Consider the following 17,579-nt stretch of genomic DNA (forward strand, 5'->3'; position numbering starts at 1 on the left):
CGCAGTTCCCCGCGCCCCTTTGGGGGGCGGGGTCAGGGCCCGGTTGCCCAGTGGACCGGGCGGGTGACCGACTCCGGCAGCCGGGTCCGGGCGTCGCCGCGGGCCGCGTTCAGCTGGGGCTGGGTGACGAAGAGGGCGCCGGTCAGATCGGCGTCCGTGAGATCGGCGTCACGCAGGTCCGCGCCGGTCAGATCCGCGCCCCGCAGATCGGCGGCGGTCAGGTCGGCCGCGACGAGGCAGGCCCCGCGCAGGCTCACTCCGCGCAGGTCGGCGCCCTTCAGCCGGGCACCCAGCAGATCGGCACCCCGCCGGTCCCGGCGCTTGCCGCGGAAATCGGCACGCGTCAACTCACTCACACGCAACAGTAGTTCGTTCACCGAGGCGCGGTGCGCGGCGACGTCGAGGCTCTCCAGCTCCCCCGGCGGGAGGTGGACCAGGCGTCGCGTCTCGGCGTCGGCGCGGCGCAGGTCCGCACGGACGGCGCCGGCCGCGGGCAGGGCGACGGCCTCCGCCAGATACCAGAGCAGCTCGTGCAACTGCCGTACGACCGGGAAGACTTCGAACATCTGCCGGGCCCGCTCACGTGAACCGCCGCGCCAGCCCTGGCCGTCGAAGGTCACCTGCGAGACGTGCTGGCCCGCGCCGAAGCAGTCGTAGACCGTGCAGCCGCCGAAACCCAGCGGCCGCAGCCTGTCGTGGACCCCGCAGCGGTGGTCCTCGCGCAGCTGGGCACAGGCCTTCCCGGCGGGCTTGTCGACGGCGAAGTCCGCGGAGCGGGCGAACGGCAGGGCCACGCAGCACAGTCCGAAGCAGCGGGCGCAGTCACCGCGCAACACCTGCCGCGCTTGGACCAGTTCGTCGGCGTCGTCGGCTTCCTCACCCATCCGGCCCACCCTACAGAGCCCCGCCGAGCCACTCCGCCGGAGCTCGCCGCCGGGCTCCGTGGAACACCACCTCACCGTCGAGTTTCCACCACCGTGGGCGTCCTCTCATCCGGCGGAAAACAAGCCCTGCTACCCATGAGGAATCAGCCTGAGTGGCAGGAGCCGTCCGCGTCGAGGAGACCGTCATGTGCAGTCACCAGCCCCCGTGCCCGACCGCCGACAGCCCCGTCCATCTGGCCGCCGCGACCGTGACGACCCATCCGGAACAGGGCTGGCGCCTGCTGTGCAACGGCACGATCGTCTTCGACGACACCGGTGAACTCCTGCCCGACGGGCGGATCGTGGCCCCGCGGCGCGCCCCGTACGCGACCACGGCCGTCGCCTGACCGACGCGGGGCCCGTCGCCTACGCCAGGCCGGACACGTCGAGGCGGGCGAGGCGTTCGGGGTCGGCCAGGATGTACATGCCGGTGATGCGGCCGCCGGACACGGTGAGGCCCATGACCCCGACGGCCTTGCCGTCGACGACGTTGACCAGGCCCGGCTCGCCGTTGACCAGTGCGACACGCGAGAGCGGCGCGAACTCCCGGAAGAAAAGGGCCTGTTCGGCGACGGCGCGGGCGCCGTGCACCACCTTGGACGCGGCCGGGCCGCTGATCCGCGCACCGGAGTCGGCGCGCAGCACGACATCGGGGTCGAGGACCGCGAGCAGGGCGTCGAAGTCCCCGGCGCGGGCCGCGGCCATGAACGCCTCGACGGCCTCGCGCTGCCGCCCCGGGTCGGGATCGGCCGACGGGGTGGCGCCCTTGACCCGGCGGCGCGCGCGGCTGGCGAGCTGCCGGGTGGCGGCCGAGCTGCGTTCCACGACGGGCGCGATGTCGTCGAACGGCACGGCGAACATGTCGTGCAGCACGAACGCGAGCCGCTCCGCGGGGTCGAGGGTCTCCAGCACGACCAGCAGGGCGAGCCCCACCGAGTCGGCCTGGAGCACCTCCTGTTCGGGGTCGATCCGCGACAGCGGCCGGAGCACCGGGTCGGGCACGAAGGTGTCCGTGAAGACGTCGTCGATGGGCTGTTCGCGTCGCGAGGTGCGGGTGCGCAGCAGGTCGAGGCAGACCCGGCCCACGACGGTGGTCAGCCAGCCGGAGAGGTTGCGGATCTCCGCCGCGTCCGTACGGCTCAGCTTCAGCCAGGTCTCCTGGACGGCGTCCTCGGCCTCGGCGAGCGACCCCAGCATCCGGTAGGCCACCGCGCGCAGCCGCCCCCGCTCCTGTTCGAACCGCCCGGCCAGCACATCCTCCGCGTCCATCCCGTCCCCGTTCGGCTCGGCACCCCGTGATGATCCGACAGGAACAGTCTTATCAGGGGGCACATCGGCGTCGCATACTTGAGCCCCTTGCGGCGGTGCCGCCGCCCGGGCGGTCGACTTCCGCTAGCGGGCGAAGAGTTCGAAGGCGACGGCCGGCTTGCCGTCGAAGCGTGGGCTGAGGCTCTGGGCGGTGCCGGTCAGGAAGGTGCGGACGTACGTCTCGGGGTCCTCGTCGGTCAACACCTCGATGTACGTGCGGTGTTCGAGGAGGGAGTGGATCGCACGCTCCAGGCCGGGGGTGGCGTCGACCGCGTGGGTGGGGGTGCTGGAACCGGCCACCGCGACCCAGCGCACCCCGTTCCACGGCTGAAGGCCCTGCGCGGCGAGTTCCGGGAAGATCCAGCGGTTGCCGGCGTCCCCGGCCGCGTCCAGGGTGGCGCGGCCCACGGCGACGTGGTCGGGGGTGTTCCACGCGACGCCGCCCCACGTGTCGCGGTGGTTCAGGGTGATCACCAGCTCGGGGCGGTGGCGGCGGATCGCGGCGGCGATGTCGCGGCGCAGCGGGACGCCGTATTCGATGACGCCGTCCTGGTGGTTCAGGAACTCCACCGTGGAGACACCGACGACGGCCGCACTGGCCTGCTGCTCCTGCTCGCGCAGGGGGCCGCAGCGGGCCGGGTCCAGGGTGTCGATGCCGGCCTCGCCGCGCGTGGCCAGCACATAGGTGACCTCGCGGCCGCCGTCGGTCCAGGCGGCGATCGCGGCGGAGCAGCCGTACTCGAGGTCGTCCGGGTGCGCGACGACGGCGAGGGCGCGCCGCCAGTCGTCGGGCATGGGTTCGAGCGGGGAAACCTGCGGCTCGGTCATGAGCCGCAGCCTACGGCTCCGCGCGGACGGTCACCCCTCGACGGCGCGGAGGCTCACACCTCGTCCCGTGCGAGCGCGAGCAGGCGGTCCAGGACGCGGGGGCCGCCGGCCCGGACGCCGTCGTGCTCGAACTCGTCGGTGACCCAGGTGCGCAGCCCGCGGATGGCGCGCGCGGTGGCGAGGGAGTGGGCGGTGTCGACGTACATGTCGTCGTGGTAGACGGCGGCGGCCACCGGCACCTCGTTGGCGGCGAGGCGGGCGGGGTCGTACAGGGGGCGCCAGTCGGTGCGCGCGGCGAGGGCGTCGGCGGTCTCGCGCAGCGGGCGCAGCGCGGGGTCGCAGTCGAAGGTCCACGGGTGGACGGTCTCGCCGGTGAACAGCAGCGGGCCGTCGCCGGTGAGCGTCTTGGCCGCGTCGAACTGGGGGAACTCCGCGCGTACGCGCTCCGCCGACCAGGCGGTGGGGCGCTCGTCCCGGCCGTAGATCGACTCGTGGACGACGGCGTAGAGGGGGTGGCTCGCGTACGACAGCTGGCCCTGGACCTGCTCCAGGAAGGCGTCGGAGAGGGCCGGGCCGCCGGGGGTGGGCACGAAGGCGTCCTCCAGCAGGAAGTGCAGCTGGTGGCTGCCGTCGCCGCCGCCGAGGAGGATGCCGAGGGACTGGAACGCCTCGACGGTCAGGCGGTAGCCGTTGGGGAGGGTCACCTCGTGCTGGAGGAGGTGGTCGGCGATGCGGCGGGCGCGTTCGACGTCCTGCGGGTAGCGGGCGTAGTGCGCGGCGACCTTGCGTTCGATGCGCGGGTAGGCGGCCCGGTAGACGTCGTCGGCGTGGGCGTCGAGGGACGGCAGCCCGCCGGTGATCAGGGCGGCGGCCAGGCCCTCGGGGGCCAGCGAGAGGTAGCTGACCGTGCAGAAGCCGCCGAAGCTCTGGCCGAGGACCGTCCACGGGTCGCCGCCGGTGATCTGCGGGCGGATCGCCTCGCAGTCGCGGACGATGGAGTCGGCGCGGAAGTGCGTGAGGTAGTCGGCCTGCTCGGCGGGGCCGCCGCGCAGCGGCAGGGTCTGCCGGTTGGCGGGGGTGGAGGCGCCGGTGCCGCGCTGGTCCAGAAGGAGGACGCGGTACTCCTTCAGCGCGCGGCCGAGCCAGGCCGGCCGGCCGACGAAGCGGTTCGCGCCGAAGCCGGGGCCGCCCTGGAGGTAGACCAGCCACGGCAGGCCCTGGCCCGCCTTGTCGCGCGCGACGACCTCACGGGCGTAGAGCTCGATCGTCTCGCCACCCGGTTCGTCGTGGTCGAGGGGCACGGTGAAGCGGCGGTCGGTGAGGACGACGCCGGGCTGGCGGTAGCTGACGGTCAACAGGTCTCCCGGGACGGACGTACAAAACGGTCGTGGCCGGCGTGCGGGCCGCGTCCCAGTTCAGCACATGCCCCTGCCCCGGGCCGACCCCGGGATCATGAAATCGTACTGCACACCCGATCAGCGCGCGATCAGGCTGGAATGACGTACCACCAGCTCGGGTTGGAGAACCACCCGCCGGTGCTGGTGCGGCGCCTCTCCCGCGGACTCGGTCTCCTCCAGCAGCAGCTCGGCGGCGAGCGCGCCCATGGTGACCGCGGGCTGCCGTACGGAGGTCAGCGGCACCGCGGCCGCTGCGGCGAACTCGATGTCGTCGTAGCCGACGATGGCGAGGTCGCGGGGGACGGAGACGCCGGCCGCGTACAGCGCCTGGAGCACGCCGAGGGCGAGCAGGTCGTTGGCGCAGAAGACGGCGGTCGGGCGGTCGGCGAGGCCGAGCAGGCGGGCGCCCGCGTCCCGGCCGGCGGCCACGTCGAGCCGTTCGGTGGGCAGCTCGCGCAGGCACTCGGGGCCGAGGCCGGCCTCGGCGAGCGCGTTCAGGGCGCCGATGCGCCGGTCGCGGACCTGGTTCAGGCCAGGGGGGCCGCTGACGTAGGCGATCGAGCGGTGCCCGGCGTCCACGAGATGCCGTACGGCGAGCGCGCCGCCCGCCACGTCGTCCACCGACACGGAGCACTCGGTGGTGCCCTCCGCGACCCGGTCGACGAGCACGAACGGGATGCCGTGGCGGCGGAACGCGGCGATGTTGCGGCCCGTCGCGTCGGCCGGGGTGAGCAGCACGCCCCGCACCCGCTGCTCGGCGAAGAGGGACAGGTAGTCGGCCTCCTCGCCCGCGCTCTGCGCGCTGTTGCAGACCATCACGCCGAGCCCGGCGTCGCGGGCGGCGCGCTCGGCTCCGCGGGCGACGTCGACGAAGAAGGGGTTGCCCATGTCGAGCACGAGCAGCCCCATGATCCGGGACCGGCCGGCGCGCAGCTGGCGCGCGGACTCGCTGCGCACGTACCCGAGCCGGTCGATCGCGGACTGCACGCGCGCCCGGGTCTCGCTGGCGACGCTGTCCGGGCGGTTGATGACGTTCGAGACCGTGCCGACGGAGACTCCGGCGGCGCGGGCGACGTCCTTGATACCCACCGACTGGGCCATCGGGCGGAGACCTCCACGTGAACAGGGGGCGGCGGGGCCCCACACATTAGCGTCATCGAACCACGGAAACCGCCCGGTCAGGCGGGCAGCGCGTAGTCCGCGACATGCAGCGCCGAGGGGGTGGTCCCGCTCGACGCCTCCTGGTACAGGAACGACAGGGTGTGGTCCTCGGCGACGCGTGTCCGGTCGATCACGACCTCGCCGAACGCGTTCAGTCCGCCGCCGTCGTCGAGCAGCGTCCAGTCGGTGTGGCCGGAGGACCTGGACGCGGCGGCGATCCGTCCCCGGGGGAGGATCGCGTAGGCGTTGTCGTACCGGTCGAGGACCAGGGCGGTGCGCTGGCTGGAGTGCAGCGCGAAGGGCAGTTCGGTCTTGTGCCAGCGGCCGTCGGCGTCCTTGCGCAGGTGGTGCGCGCGGGCGCGGGCGGCCCGGTCGGCGGCGTACGGCCCGGTGCAGGGGCCGTGGCGCTCGGGCACGTGACTGATGATCGCGTGCGGCAGCCCGGCCGAGTCGACGGCCTGGCTCTCCTGGTTCATCAGGGCGTGGTCCGGGCCGAGCGGGTCGACGACGAGCCCGGGGTCGGTGACGGTCACCGTGTCCGGGGTGCCGGTGATGGCGACGAGGGTCCCCGCGTCGGTGTGCCAGGTGCGCCCGCGGTCGGCGGAGCGCACGTAGCCGGTGTCGTGGTTGGTGAGGCCGCCCGGGTGGCGCAGGACGGCGGGGTCGCGTTCGCGCCAGGTGAAGAAGGCGTGCAGCAGGCCGTCGCCGCCGTAGCCGATGCCGTGCAGATACATGTTGCGGGCGGTGCTGGAGCCGTGGGCGGTGGTGTAGGTGCCGGTGGAGCCGGTCCACTCCCCCAGCTCGGTCCAGGCCGAACCGTCGTACTCCGCGAGGGCGTTGCGCCCGTCGCCGGACTCGCCGGTGCGGTAGCCGAGTTGGAGGCGGCCCTCGGGGGTGGGGAGGAACTGCGGATAGGTGAAGCGGGTCGTGAGCGCGAGCCCGTCGAGCGTCGACCGCACGGGGCCGAGGACGTCCGGCGTCCATGCGGTGCCGGCCGGGTCGTCGAGGAGCCCGGCGGCGGACTTCACGTAGAAGTAGCCGTCGCTGTGGGCGTCCATGACGAGGTGCAGCCGGCCGTCGAGCGGGGAGTGGCCGAGCGAGATGACGTTGTGCGAGTCGTCGCTCTTGAGGCGGTGGGCGAGGGTGATCGTGGACCAGCCGCCGGATCCGCCCGCCCCGCCAGTGCCGCCCGCGCGGTCCGCCCGGTCCGCGCCGAGCGCTCGGCGGGCGACGACGGCGTGCCGGGTGGCGGTCCACCAGGCCGCGTACTGATGGCCGCGGTGGGTGAACAGTCCGTTCTGCTGGAAGGAGTTGTTGTTGACGAGTCCGTCGTAGGAGACGAAGTAGAGCGCCCGCGGGTCGAGTTCGGTGATACGACGGCGAGTCACGGAGGGGGTGGGTGGCGCCGCGCGCCGGTCGGACGGCGGCGCCCCGGTGCGGGGGGTGTGGTGGGGTGGCATGGCCGGTCTCTCCCGCGTCAGGCGAGGTGGAACACTTCGCTGAGGGGCTTCATGGCCTCGTCGGGCCGGGCGCCGTCCAGCGACTCGAAGAACGGCGCCATCTCCGCCTGCCAGCGGGCGTTGACGTCGGTGGCCTCCATGGCGGCCTGGGCGGCAGCGAAGTCCTCGGTCTCCAGATAGCCGACGAGCAGTCCGTCGTCCCGCAGGAAGAGCGAGTAGTTGTGCCAGCCGGTCGCGCCGAGCGCCTCGAGCATCTCCGGCCACACGGCCGCGTGACGCTCGCGGTACTCGGCCAGCCGGTCCGCCCTGACCTTCAGCAGGAAGCACACGCGCTGCATCAACGCCCCCTCGGACATCAGAAGTTGAACTGGTCGATGTTGTCCTTCGTGAACACCGTGGGCTTGCCCAGGTTGATCACGCCGTCCTTGCCGATGGTGTAGGTGGTGTCGCCGGCCTTGAAGGTCTCGCCCTCCTTGCCGGTGATCTGGCCGGAGGACAGCGCGACCGCGGTGCGGGCGGCGAGGTCACCGAGCTTCGCCGGGTCCCACAGCTCGAAGCCCTCGACGGTGCCGTTCTTGACGTACTTGCGCATGTCGTTGGGCGTGCCGAGGCCGGTCAGCTTCACCTTGCCCTTGTACTTGGAGCCGGACAGGTACTGCGCGGCCGCCTTGATGCCGACCGTGGTCGGGGAGATGATCCCCTTCAGGTTCGGGTACTGCTGGAGCAGGCCCTGGGTCTGCTGGAAGGACTGCTGGGCGTCGTCGTTGCCGTACGCGACCTTGACCAGCTTGATGTTCTTGTACTTGGGGTCCTTCAGCTCGTCCTTCATGTAGCCGATCCAGGTGTTCTGGTTCGTCGCGGTCTGCGCGGCGGACAGGATCGCGATCTGGCCCTTGTAGCCGATCTGCTCGGCGAGCAGCTGCACCTCGGTACGGCCGAGGTCCTCGGCGGACGCCTGGGAGACGAAGGCGTTGCGGCAGTCCGTCTTGGTGTCGGAGTCGTAGGTGACGACCTTGATGCCGTTCTTCATGGCCTGCTTGAGGGCGGTGCACAGCGCGCCCGGGTCCTGCGCGGACACGGCCATCGCGTCGACCTGCTGCTGGGTCAGGGTGTTGACGTAGGAGACCTGGCCGGAGGTGTCGGTGGCGCTGCTCGGGCCGACCTCCTTGTACGACTCGCCGAGCTCCTCCAGCGCCTTCTTGCCGCCGTTGTCGGAGGAGGTGAAGTACGGGTTGTTGACCGCCTTGGGCAGGAAGCCGACGGTCAGCCCCTTCTTGAGGGCCGCGTTCGGGTTCGCCTTGCCGGAGGTGGCGGCGCCGGCGGAGTCGTCCTTGACGTCGTTCTTGGTGGTGCCGCCGCAGGCGGTGAGGCCCAGGGCGAGGGAGGTGACGGCGGCGAGCGCCGCGCAGCTGCGGCGGATGGCTGACTTGCGCATGGCGGATTGTCCTTCTGACGAGGTGTGACGAAGGTGAGAGAAAGAAAGAGGGCGAGGCGAGCGGTCTAGCCGGGGGACCCGGCGGCCCGTGCGATCGCGATCTGCCGGGCCACCCGCGGCCCGAGCACGGAGATCACGAGCAGCACGCCCGTGACGACGATCTGCGACTGCGCGGAGACGTTGAGCAGGCTCATCACGTTCTGGAGCGCGCCGAGCAGGAACACTCCGGCGACCGCGCCGCCGAGCGTGCCCTTGCCGCCGTCGAAGTCGATACCGCCCAGCAACACGGCGGCGACGACGGAGAGTTCGAGTCCGGTGGCGTTGTCGTACCGGGCGCTGGCGTAGTGCAGGGCCCAGAACACGCCGGTGAGGGAGGCCATCACGCCGGTCACCGTGAACAGGAGCAGCTTGGCCCGCTTGACGCGGATGCCGGCGAACCGGGCGGCCTCCTCGCTCGCGCCGATCGCGAACAGCGACCGTCCGAACGGGGTGGCGTGCAGCACGACCACGGCGATCGCGAGCAGGACGAGGAAGGGCAGGAAGGCCTGCGGCAGGAAGCTGTCGCCGAACCGTCCGGCGGCGAAGTCCAGGTACTGGGTGGGGAAGTCGGTGACCGCGTTCGAGCCGAGCACGATCTGTGCGATGCCCCGGTAGGCGGCGAGCGTGCCGATGGTGACGGCGAGGGAGGGCAGTCCGAGCCGGGTCACGAGCAGGCCGTTGACCAGGCCGCACACCACGCCGAGCAGCAGGCAGATCGGGATGATCGTCTCGATCGCCATGCCGTCGTTCCACAGCTTGCCCATCACCGCGCCGGAGAGACCGGCGGTGGACGCGACGGACAGGTCGATCTCGCCGGAGACGACCAGCAGGGTCATCGGCAGCGCGATCAGCGCGATCGGCAGGGTGTTGCCGAGGAAGAACGACAGGTTCAGGGCGTTGCCGAAGCCGTCCACGAAGCCGAAGGAGAACAGCAGCAGGACGATCAGGAGGGCGCCGACGACCGTGTCCCAGCGGATCGCGCGCGTCAAGGACTCAGGCATGGGTGTTCCCCTTCTCCGCACCGGACGGGTCCGACGGCGAGTTGTCCTGCTGCGGCAGGCTCGCGGCCGGCCCCGACGTGGCCGCCGTCCCCTTCCGCAGCGCCGACTTCTTCTTCAGCGCCGTCGCGACCCGCACGGCGACGACCCGGTCGACCGCGATGGCGAGCAGCAGCAGTACGCCGTTGATGGCGAGCACCCACACGGAGCTGACGCCGAGGGCGGGCAGCACGCTGTTGATGGAGGTCAGCAGCAGCGCGCCGAGAGCCGCGCCGTAGACGCTGCCGGAGCCGCCGGTGAAGACCACGCCGCCGACCACCACCGCGCTGACGACGGTGAGTTCGTAGCCGTTGCCGGTGCTGGAGTCGACGTTGCCGAACCGGGCGAGGTACATGGCGCCGGCCAGGCCCGCGAGGCCGCCGCAGACGGTGTACGCGGCGAGGATGCGCTTGCGCACGGGGATGCCCGCGAGCCGGGCCGCCTCCGGGTTGGAGCCGAGCGCGTACAGTTCGCGGCCGCTGCCGAACTGCTTGAGGTAGTACGCCACCACGACCAGCACGGCGAGGGCGATCAGCGCGAGCCACGGCACCGCGGAGATGCCGCCGGAGCCGAAGTCGACGAATCCGCCGGGGAGATCGGCCGCGGTGATCTGCCGGGAGCCGACCCAGATGGAGTCGGCGCCGCGGATGATGTAGAGCGTGCCGAGCGTGACGACGAGGGCGGGTACCTGGCCGAGGCTCACCAGCAGGCCGTTGACGAGGCCGCAGCCGATGCCGAGCAGGATCGCGAACACGATCGCCAGAACGGGGTTCCCGCCGCCCTGGAGGTAGGTGCCGGCCGCGAACGCGGTGATGCCGAGCGTGGAGCCGACGGACAGGTCGACGTTGCGGGTGATCACGACGAGGGACTGGCCGGTGGCGACCAGCACCAGGATCGTGGCGTTCAGCAGCAGGTCCTTGATGCCCTGCTCGGACAGGAACTGGCTGTTGCCCGCCTCGGTGACGGCGATCATCACCAGGAACACGACGAGGATGGCGAGTTCGCGCATCTTGAAGACGCGGTCGGCGAGCCGGGTGCCGCTGGACTTCGGTACGCCGGCGACGGTGGTCTCGTGCGGGGTGGTCACCGTCATGCGGCGGCCCTCCCGGTGGCTGCGGCCATCACGGTTTCCTCGGTGGCTTCGGAGCGGGGGATCTCGGCGGTCAGCCGGCCCTCGTGCATCACGAGCACGCGGTCGGCCATGCCGAGGATCTCGGGCAGGTCGGAGGAGATCATCAGCACCGCCACGCCGTCGGCGGCGAGCTGGGACAGCAGCCGGTGCACCTCGGCCTTGGTGCCGACGTCGATACCGCGGGTGGGCTCGTCGACGATCAGCACCCGGGGGCCGGTGGCCAGCCACTTGGCGAGGACCACCTTCTGCTGGTTGCCGCCGGACAGCGTGGAGACGGTGTCGGCGATCCGGGCGTACTTCACCTGGAGCTTGACGGCCCAGTCCAGGGAGCGGCTGCGTTCGGCGCCGCGGTCCATCAGACCGGCCCTGACGGTGGTGCGCAGGCCGGTGAGGCCGATGTTGCGCTCGATGGACATGTCCATCACCAGACCCTGGGCCCGTCGGTCCTCGGGGACCAGGGCGAGTCCGGCGGCCATCGCGGTGGAGGGTGCGCCGCTGGTCAACTGCTTTCCGTCGACCTCGACTTCGCCGGCGTCCCAGCGGTCCACGCCGAACACCGCGCGGGCCACCTCGGTACGGCCGGCGCCGACGAGCCCGGCGAGGCCGACGATCTCGCCGCGCCGCACGTCGAAGGAGATGTCGGTGAACACGCCCTCGCGGGTCAACCGCCGCACGCTGAGCGCGACATCGCCCGGCGTAACGTCCTGCTTGGGGTAGAGCTCGTCGAGGTCGCGGCCGACCATGCGGCGCACGAGGTCGTCCTCGGTCATGCCGTCCAGCGGTTCGCTGGCGATCCAGGCGCCGTCGCGCAGGGTGGTGACGCGCCGGCAGATCTGGAAGATCTCCTCCAGGCGGTGGGAGATGAACAGCACGGCGGCGCCCTGGTCGCGCAGGGTGCGCACGACGCCGAAGAGGCGGGCGACCTCGCTGCCGGTGAGGGCGGCGGTCGGCTCGTCCATGATCAGGACGCGGGCGTCGAAGGAGAGCGCCTTGGCGATCTCCACGATCTGCTGGTCGGCGATGGACAGGCCGCTGGCTGGACGGTCCGGGTCGAGCTCGACGCCGAGCCGCTTCATCAGGGCGAGGGTGGCCGCGTGGGTGGCCTTGTGGTCGATGCGGCCGAGGGCCCGCTTGGGCTGGCGGCCCATGAAGATGTTCTCGGCGATCGACAGGTCGGGAAAGAGGGTCGGTTCCTGGTAGATCACGGCGATGCCGGCGTCGCGGGCGTCGCCGGGTCCGTGGAAGACGACGGGTTCGCCCGCGAGCAGCACCCGGCCGGCGTCCGGCCGGTGCACCCCGGCGAGCGTCTTGATCAGGGTCGACTTGCCCGCGCCGTTCTCCCCGGCGAGGGCGTGCACCTCACCGGCGTACAGCTCGAGCGACACGTTCCGCAGGGCGCGCACGGCTCCGAAGGACTTCGAGACGTCCTCGAGCGCCAGCACCGGGGCGGTCCCCGTGTCGGACGGGTGGGTCATGGGGGCTCCTCGACGACACCGGCCGGAAGGCCCGCACCGCGTCGTGAAAGGTTTCAACTGGGTTGCCGGGAAGTTAGACACTTCAGCCATGTCACGTCAATGGTGCGAGTCGAAAAACTTCTGAGACCCGAAGGTCACGGCGGAGTTACGGAGAACCGGGTGCACCGGAACGCTTGACACCTCTCCCGAGGGCTCATAGCTTGCCGTTCTGAATCGTTTCACCAGTTCAGTCAGTCGACGCACCCGGTCGACTCATCACCTCGACTTTTGAAGTCGCTGTCGCGACCGATGCCACAGGAGCCCTGCTGTGACCGACCTCGCCGCGGTGAAGGCCGCGCTCAAGTCCCAGGCCATCGAGACGCCGTCGTGGGCGTACGGGAACTCGGGGACCCGTTTCAAGGTGTTCGCCCAGCAGGGCGTGCCCCGCACTCCGCAGGAGAAGCTGGACGACGCGGCCCAGGTGCACGCGTTCACCAGGGTGGCGCCGACCGTCTCCCTGCACATCCCGTGGGACAAGGTCGAGGACTACGCCGCCCTCGCCAAGCACGCCGAGGACCGCGGCGTGCGGCTCGGCGCCATCAACTCCAACACCTTCCAGGACGACGACTACAAGCTCGGCAGCATCTGCCACCCGGACGCCGCGGTCCGCCGCAAGGCCGTGGACCACCTGCTGGAGTGCGTCGACATCATGGACGCCACCGGCTCGCGCGATCTGAAGCTGTGGTTCGCCGACGGCACCAACTACCCCGGCCAGGACGACCTCCGCGGCCGCCAGGACCGCCTCGCCGAGGGTCTCGCCGAGGTGTACGGGCGGCTCGGCGAGCACCAGCGGATGCTGCTGGAGTACAAGTTCTTCGAGCCGGCCTTCTACTCGACCGACGTGCCGGACTGGGGCACCGCCTACGCGCACTGCCTCAAGCTCGGCCCGAAGGCGCAGGTCGTCGTCGACACCGGGCACCACGCGCCGGGCACCAACATCGAGTTCATCGTGGCGACCCTGCTGCGCGAGGACAAGCTCGGCGGGTTCGACTTCAACTCCCGCTTCTACGCCGACGACGACCTGATGGTCGGCGCCGCGGACCCCTTCCAGCTGTTCCGGATCATGTACGAGGTGGTGCGCGGCGGGGGCCTCGGCTCGGACGTCGCCTTCATGCTCGACCAGTGCCACAACATCGAGGCGAAGATCCCGGCGATCATCCGCTCGGTCATGAACGTCCAGGAGGCCACCGCCAAGGCCCTCCTCGTCGACCGGGACGCGCTGACGGACGCGCAGCGCTCGGGTGACGTACTCGAGGCGAACGCGGTGCTGATGGACGCGTACAACACGGACGTACGTCCGCTGCTGCGCGAGGTGCGCGAGGAGCTGGGCATCGACCCCGACCCGATCGCGGCGTACCGCCGGTCCGGCTGGGGTGAGCGGATCGTCTCCGAGCGGGTGGGCGGGGAGCAGGCCGGTTGGGGGGCCTGACCCCTGCGGGGGCGCGCCGGCTGACGGTGGGCGGGGCAACGGGGTGTCCCGGCCCCCGCCCCTTCCGGGCCCCGGGCCCCTGTGCCCCGTCAGGGGCGCGGGGAACTGCGCGACCAGCCACGACGGACCCGCACGGGGGCACCACCCGGATCGCCCGCCCGCGGGCCTGCGGGGGCTGAGCGCGCAGTTCCCCGCGCCCCTGGAAGGGGCACCCACAGAACGCTTTCCGACGAACTTAAGGAATCCGCATGGCCAGCCATCCCGAAGCCGCCGCGTTGATCGCCCGGTCGCACCGGCTCGGTGCCGATCCGCGCAATACCAACTACGCCGGCGGCAACACCTCCGCCAAGGGCACCGACACCGACCCCGTCACCGGTGGAGACGTCGAGCTGATGTGGGTCAAGGGCTCGGGCGGCGACCTCGGCACGCTCACCGAGGCCGGTCTCGCCGTCCTGCGCCTGGACCGGCTGCGCGCGCTCGCCGGCGTCTACCCGGGCGTCGAGCGCGAGGACGAGATGGTCGCCGCCTTCGACTACTGCCTGCACGGCAAGGGCGGCGCGGCCCCCTCCATCGACACCGCGATGCACGGCCTCGTCGACGCCGCCCACGTGGACCACCTGCACCCCGACTCCGGCATCGCGCTGGCCTGCGCCGCCGACGGGGAGAAGCTGACCGCCGAGTGCTTCGGGGACACCGTGGCCTGGGTGCCGTGGCGCCGGCCCGGCTTCCAGCTGGGCCTGGACATCGCGGCCATCAAGGCGGCCAACCCGCAGGCGATCGGTGTCGTGCTCGGCGGGCACGGCATCACCGCGTGGGGCGCCACCGCCGAGGAGTGCGAGCGCAACTCGCTGCACATGATCCGCACCGCCGAGGCGTTCCTCGCGGACAGGGGGAAGGCCGAGCCCTTCGGCCCGGTCGTCGAGGGCTACGGCGCCCTGCCCGACGCCGAGCGCCACGCGCGGGCCGCCGCGCTCGCGCCGTACATCCGCGGTATCGCCTCCCAGGACCGGCCGCAGGTCGGGCACTTCACCGACTCCGACGTGGTGCTGGACTTCACCGCCCGCGCCGAGCACCCGCGGCTCGCCGCCCTCGGCACGTCCTGCCCCGACCACTTCCTGCGCACCAAGGTCCGCCCGCTCGTCCTCGACCTGCCGCCGACCGCGCCGCTCGAGGAGGCGATCGCCCGGCTGAACGAACTGCACGCCGAGTACCGCGAGGAGTACGCCGCCTACTACGCGCGGCACGCCGAGCCCGACTCCCCCGCGATGCGCGGCGCCGATCCGGCGATCGTGCTGGTGCCGGGCGTGGGCATGTTCTCCTTCGGCAAGGACAAGCAGACCGCGCGCGTCGCGGGCGAGTTCTACGTCAACGCGATCAACGTGATGCGCGGCGCCGAGGCGGTGTCGTCGTACGCGCCGATCGAGGAGTCGGAGAAGTTCCGCATCGAGTACTGGGCGTTGGAGGAGGCCAAGCTCCAGCGGATGCCGAAGCCCAAGCCGCTCGCGACCCGGGTGGCGCTGGTGACCGGCGCGGGCAGCGGGATCGGCAGGGCCATCGCGGCGCGGCTGGTCGCCGAGGGCGCGTGCGTCGTGATCGCCGACCTCGACGCGGAGAACGCCGCGGCCGTCGCGGAGGAACTGGGCGGTCCCGACAAGGCCGTCGCCGTCACCGTGGACGTGACGTCCGAGGAGCAGATCGCGGCCGCGCTGGACGCGGCGGCGCTCGCGTTCGGCGGTGTGGACCTGGTCGTCAACAACGCGGGCATCTCCATCTCCAAGCCGCTCCTGGAGACTTCGGCGAAGGACTGGGACCTCCAGCACGACATCATGGCCCGTGGCTCGTTCCTCGTCGCGCGGGAAGCCGCGCGGGTGATGATCGCGCAGCGGCTCGGCGGCGACATCGTCTACATCGCGTCCAAGAACGCCGTGTTCGCCGGCCCCAACAACATCGCCTACTCCGCGACCAAGGCCGACCAGGCGCACCAGGTGCGGCTGCTCGCGGCCGAGCTCGGTGAGCACGGCATCCGTGTCAACGGCGTCAACCCTGATGGCGTGGTGCGCGGTTCGGGCATCTTCGCGGGCGGCTGGGGCGCGCAGCGCGCGGCCGTGTACGGCGTGCCGGAGGAGAAGCTCGGCGAGTTCTACGCCCAGCGCACCCTGCTCAAGCGGGAGGTGCTGCCCGAGCACGTCGCCAACGCCGTGTTCGCCCTGACGGGCGGGGAGTTGACGCATACCACCGGGCTGCACGTCCCGGTCGACGCCGGCGTCGCCGCCGCCTTCCTGCGATGACGGCCCGGGGGACCTTCGCCGCGGTCGACCTCGGGGCGTCCAGCGGACGCGTCATGGTCGGCCGGGTGGGGCCGGACACCCTGGAGCTCGCCGAGGCGCACCGGTTCGCCAACCGGCCCGTGCGCACACCGGAGGGGCTGCGCTGGGACATCCTCGCGCTGTACGCGGGTGTGCTCGACGGGCTGCGGGCGGCCGGGCAGGTCGACTCCGTCGGCGTGGACAGCTGGGCCGTCGACCACGGCCTGCTCGACGCCGACGGCGCGCTGCTCGGCAACCCCGTGCACTACCGCGACGCCCGTACCGAGGGCGTCGCCGAGAAAGTGTGGGCGACCGTGCCGGCGGCCGAGCTGTACGCGGCGACCGGCCTCCAGTACGCGCCCTTCAACACCCTGTACCAGCTGGCCGCGGCCCGCTCCACGACGCAATTCGCGCACGCGCGAAGGCTGTTGCTGATCCCGGACCTGCTGACGTACTGGCTGACCGGCGAGCAGGGCACCGAACTCACCAACGCCTCGACCACCCAGCTGATCGACCCGCGCACCCGCGACTGGTCCTACGACCTCGCCGCGCGGCTCGACATCGACCTCTCACTGTTCCCGCCGCTGCGGCAACCCGGTGATCCAGCGGGCCTGTTGCGGTCCGAGGTGCTCGACGAGACCGGGCTGAGCGGGCCGGTGCCGGTGACGGCGGTCGGCTCGCACGACACCGCCTCCGCGGTGGCGGCGGTCCCCGCGACCGGCGAGCGATTCGCCTACATCTGCACCGGCACCTGGTCGTTGGCCGGGCTCGAACTGGAGACGCCGGTGCTCAGCGAGGAGAGCCGCGCCGCCAACTTCACCAACGAGCTGGGCCTCGACGGCACGGTCCGCTATCTGCGCAACATCATGGGCCTGTGGCTGCTGCAGGAGTGCGTACGCGCCTGGGGCGACCCGGACCTCGGGGAGCTGCTGCGGGAGGCCGCCGCCGTGCCCGCGCTGCGGTCCGTGGTGGACGCGGGCGACGCGTCCTTCCTCGCGCCGGGCCACATGCCGGAGCGGATCGCCGAGGCGTGCCGCGCGTCCGGGCAGCCCGTGCCGGGCACGCCCGCCGAGATCACGCGCTGCATCCTCGACTCCCTCGCGCTGGCCCACCGCAAGGCGATCGAGGACGCGCAGCGGCTGGCCGGTCATTCCGTGGACGTGGTGCACATCGTCGGCGGGGGCACCCGCAACGAGCTGCTGTGTCGGCTGACCGCCGACGCCTGCGGGCTGCCGGTGGTGGCGGGTCCGGCGGAGGCGGCCGCGCTCGGCAACGTCCTGGTCCAGGCGCGGGCGCACGGGCTGGTCGGCGACCGCGCGGGGATGCGGGACCTGGTGGCCCGCACCCAGCCGCTCACCCGGTACGAGCCGAGCGGCGACACCGCGCGCTGGCGGGCCGCGGCGGAACGGCTCGCCACGCGGTGAACGACCTGCCTCGGAGGACGCGCCACTCGGTGCATCACCCGCCCCGGCGGACCCGCGACGCGGCGAATCACCCACCCCGGCGGACCCGCGGCGCGGTGCATCACCCGCCCCGGCGGACGCGAGCCCACGCGGTGCGCGCGTCCGTCCTCCGTGGCACGACCGCCCACTACCCTGCCCCCATCCGAT

The 17,579-nt window shown here is 72.1% G+C and carries 15 protein-coding genes; 4 read left to right on the forward strand and 11 right to left on the reverse strand.

Features of this window, described 5'->3' with window-relative positions:
* Positions 1-32: 32 nt before the first annotated feature.
* Positions 33-884 (reverse strand): pentapeptide repeat-containing protein, encoded by an 852-nt coding sequence (locus WN71_RS05715; protein ID WP_046583413.1) that lies wholly within the window; start codon positions 882-884, stop codon positions 33-35.
* Positions 885-1,069: 185 nt separating this feature from the next.
* On the opposite strand from WN71_RS05715, the gene WN71_RS05720 reads away from it, so the two are divergent.
* The gene (locus WN71_RS05720) at positions 1,070-1,270 is read left to right on the forward strand and encodes a DUF5999 family protein (RefSeq protein WP_046583485.1); all 201 of its coding nucleotides are present in this window, start codon (positions 1,070-1,072) and stop codon (positions 1,268-1,270) included.
* Positions 1,271-1,289: 19 nt separating this feature from the next.
* Here the strand turns inward: WN71_RS05720 and sigJ are convergent, their stop codons facing one another.
* The 10 genes from sigJ to WN71_RS05770 form a co-directional block, all read right to left on the reverse strand.
* Positions 1,290-2,192, reverse strand: coding sequence for an RNA polymerase sigma factor SigJ (gene sigJ, locus WN71_RS05725; protein ID WP_046583415.1), 903 nt, complete (start codon positions 2,190-2,192; stop codon positions 1,290-1,292).
* A gap of 123 nt (positions 2,193-2,315) precedes the next feature.
* Positions 2,316-3,059, reverse strand: coding sequence for a PIG-L deacetylase family protein (locus WN71_RS05730; RefSeq protein WP_046583417.1), 744 nt, complete (start codon positions 3,057-3,059; stop codon positions 2,316-2,318).
* 53 nt (positions 3,060-3,112) lie between these two features.
* Entirely contained in the window at positions 3,113-4,414 is a 1,302-nt protein-coding gene (locus WN71_RS05735) for an alpha/beta fold hydrolase (protein WP_046583418.1), read from the reverse strand.
* 120 nt (positions 4,415-4,534) lie between these two features.
* Positions 4,535-5,557: a LacI family DNA-binding transcriptional regulator gene (locus tag WN71_RS05740; RefSeq protein ID WP_046583419.1), complete on the reverse strand. Its 1,023-nt coding sequence runs from the start codon at positions 5,555-5,557 to the stop codon at positions 4,535-4,537.
* Positions 5,558-5,634: 77 nt separating this feature from the next.
* Entirely contained in the window at positions 5,635-7,077 is a 1,443-nt protein-coding gene (locus tag WN71_RS05745) for a BNR repeat-containing protein (protein ID WP_046583420.1), read from the reverse strand.
* A 17-nt stretch (positions 7,078-7,094) separates the two neighbouring features.
* Complete coding sequence (locus tag WN71_RS05750) at positions 7,095-7,415, reverse strand: L-rhamnose mutarotase (RefSeq protein WP_046583490.1); 321 nt, start codon at positions 7,413-7,415, stop codon at positions 7,095-7,097.
* A gap of 17 nt (positions 7,416-7,432) precedes the next feature.
* Entirely contained in the window at positions 7,433-8,512 is a 1,080-nt protein-coding gene (gene rhaS / locus WN71_RS05755) for a rhamnose ABC transporter substrate-binding protein (RefSeq protein WP_046583422.1), read from the reverse strand.
* Between the two features lie 65 nt (positions 8,513-8,577).
* Positions 8,578-9,552, reverse strand: coding sequence for an ABC transporter permease (locus WN71_RS05760; RefSeq protein WP_046583424.1), 975 nt, complete (start codon positions 9,550-9,552; stop codon positions 8,578-8,580).
* Positions 9,545-10,681, reverse strand: coding sequence for an ABC transporter permease (locus tag WN71_RS05765; protein WP_240529566.1), 1,137 nt, complete (start codon positions 10,679-10,681; stop codon positions 9,545-9,547). The genes WN71_RS05760 and WN71_RS05765 overlap by 8 nt, the downstream gene beginning before the upstream one ends.
* The gene (locus WN71_RS05770) at positions 10,678-12,195 is read right to left on the reverse strand and encodes a sugar ABC transporter ATP-binding protein (protein WP_046583425.1); all 1,518 of its coding nucleotides are present in this window, start codon (positions 12,193-12,195) and stop codon (positions 10,678-10,680) included. The genes WN71_RS05765 and WN71_RS05770 overlap by 4 nt, the downstream gene beginning before the upstream one ends.
* A 307-nt stretch (positions 12,196-12,502) precedes the next feature.
* Between WN71_RS05770 and rhaI the strand changes: the two genes are divergently transcribed.
* The 3 genes from rhaI (at position 12,503) to WN71_RS05785 (ending at position 17,393) form a co-directional block, all read left to right on the forward strand.
* Positions 12,503-13,663 (forward strand): L-rhamnose isomerase, encoded by a 1,161-nt coding sequence (rhaI, locus tag WN71_RS05775; protein WP_046583427.1) that lies wholly within the window; start codon positions 12,503-12,505, stop codon positions 13,661-13,663.
* Positions 13,664-13,911: 248 nt separating this feature from the next.
* A complete protein-coding gene (locus WN71_RS05780; protein WP_046583428.1) occupies positions 13,912-15,951 on the forward strand; it encodes a bifunctional rhamnulose-1-phosphate aldolase/short-chain dehydrogenase in 2,040 nt (679 codons plus the stop codon).
* Entirely contained in the window at positions 15,948-17,393 is a 1,446-nt protein-coding gene (locus tag WN71_RS05785) for a rhamnulokinase (protein WP_046583432.1), read from the forward strand. The genes WN71_RS05780 and WN71_RS05785 overlap by 4 nt, the downstream gene beginning before the upstream one ends.
* Positions 17,394-17,579 lie beyond the last annotated feature (186 nt).

This window comes from Streptomyces mangrovisoli (assembly GCF_000974985.2).
In the GTDB taxonomy this organism is placed as follows: Bacteria; Actinomycetota; Actinomycetes; order Streptomycetales; family Streptomycetaceae; genus Streptomyces; species Streptomyces mangrovisoli.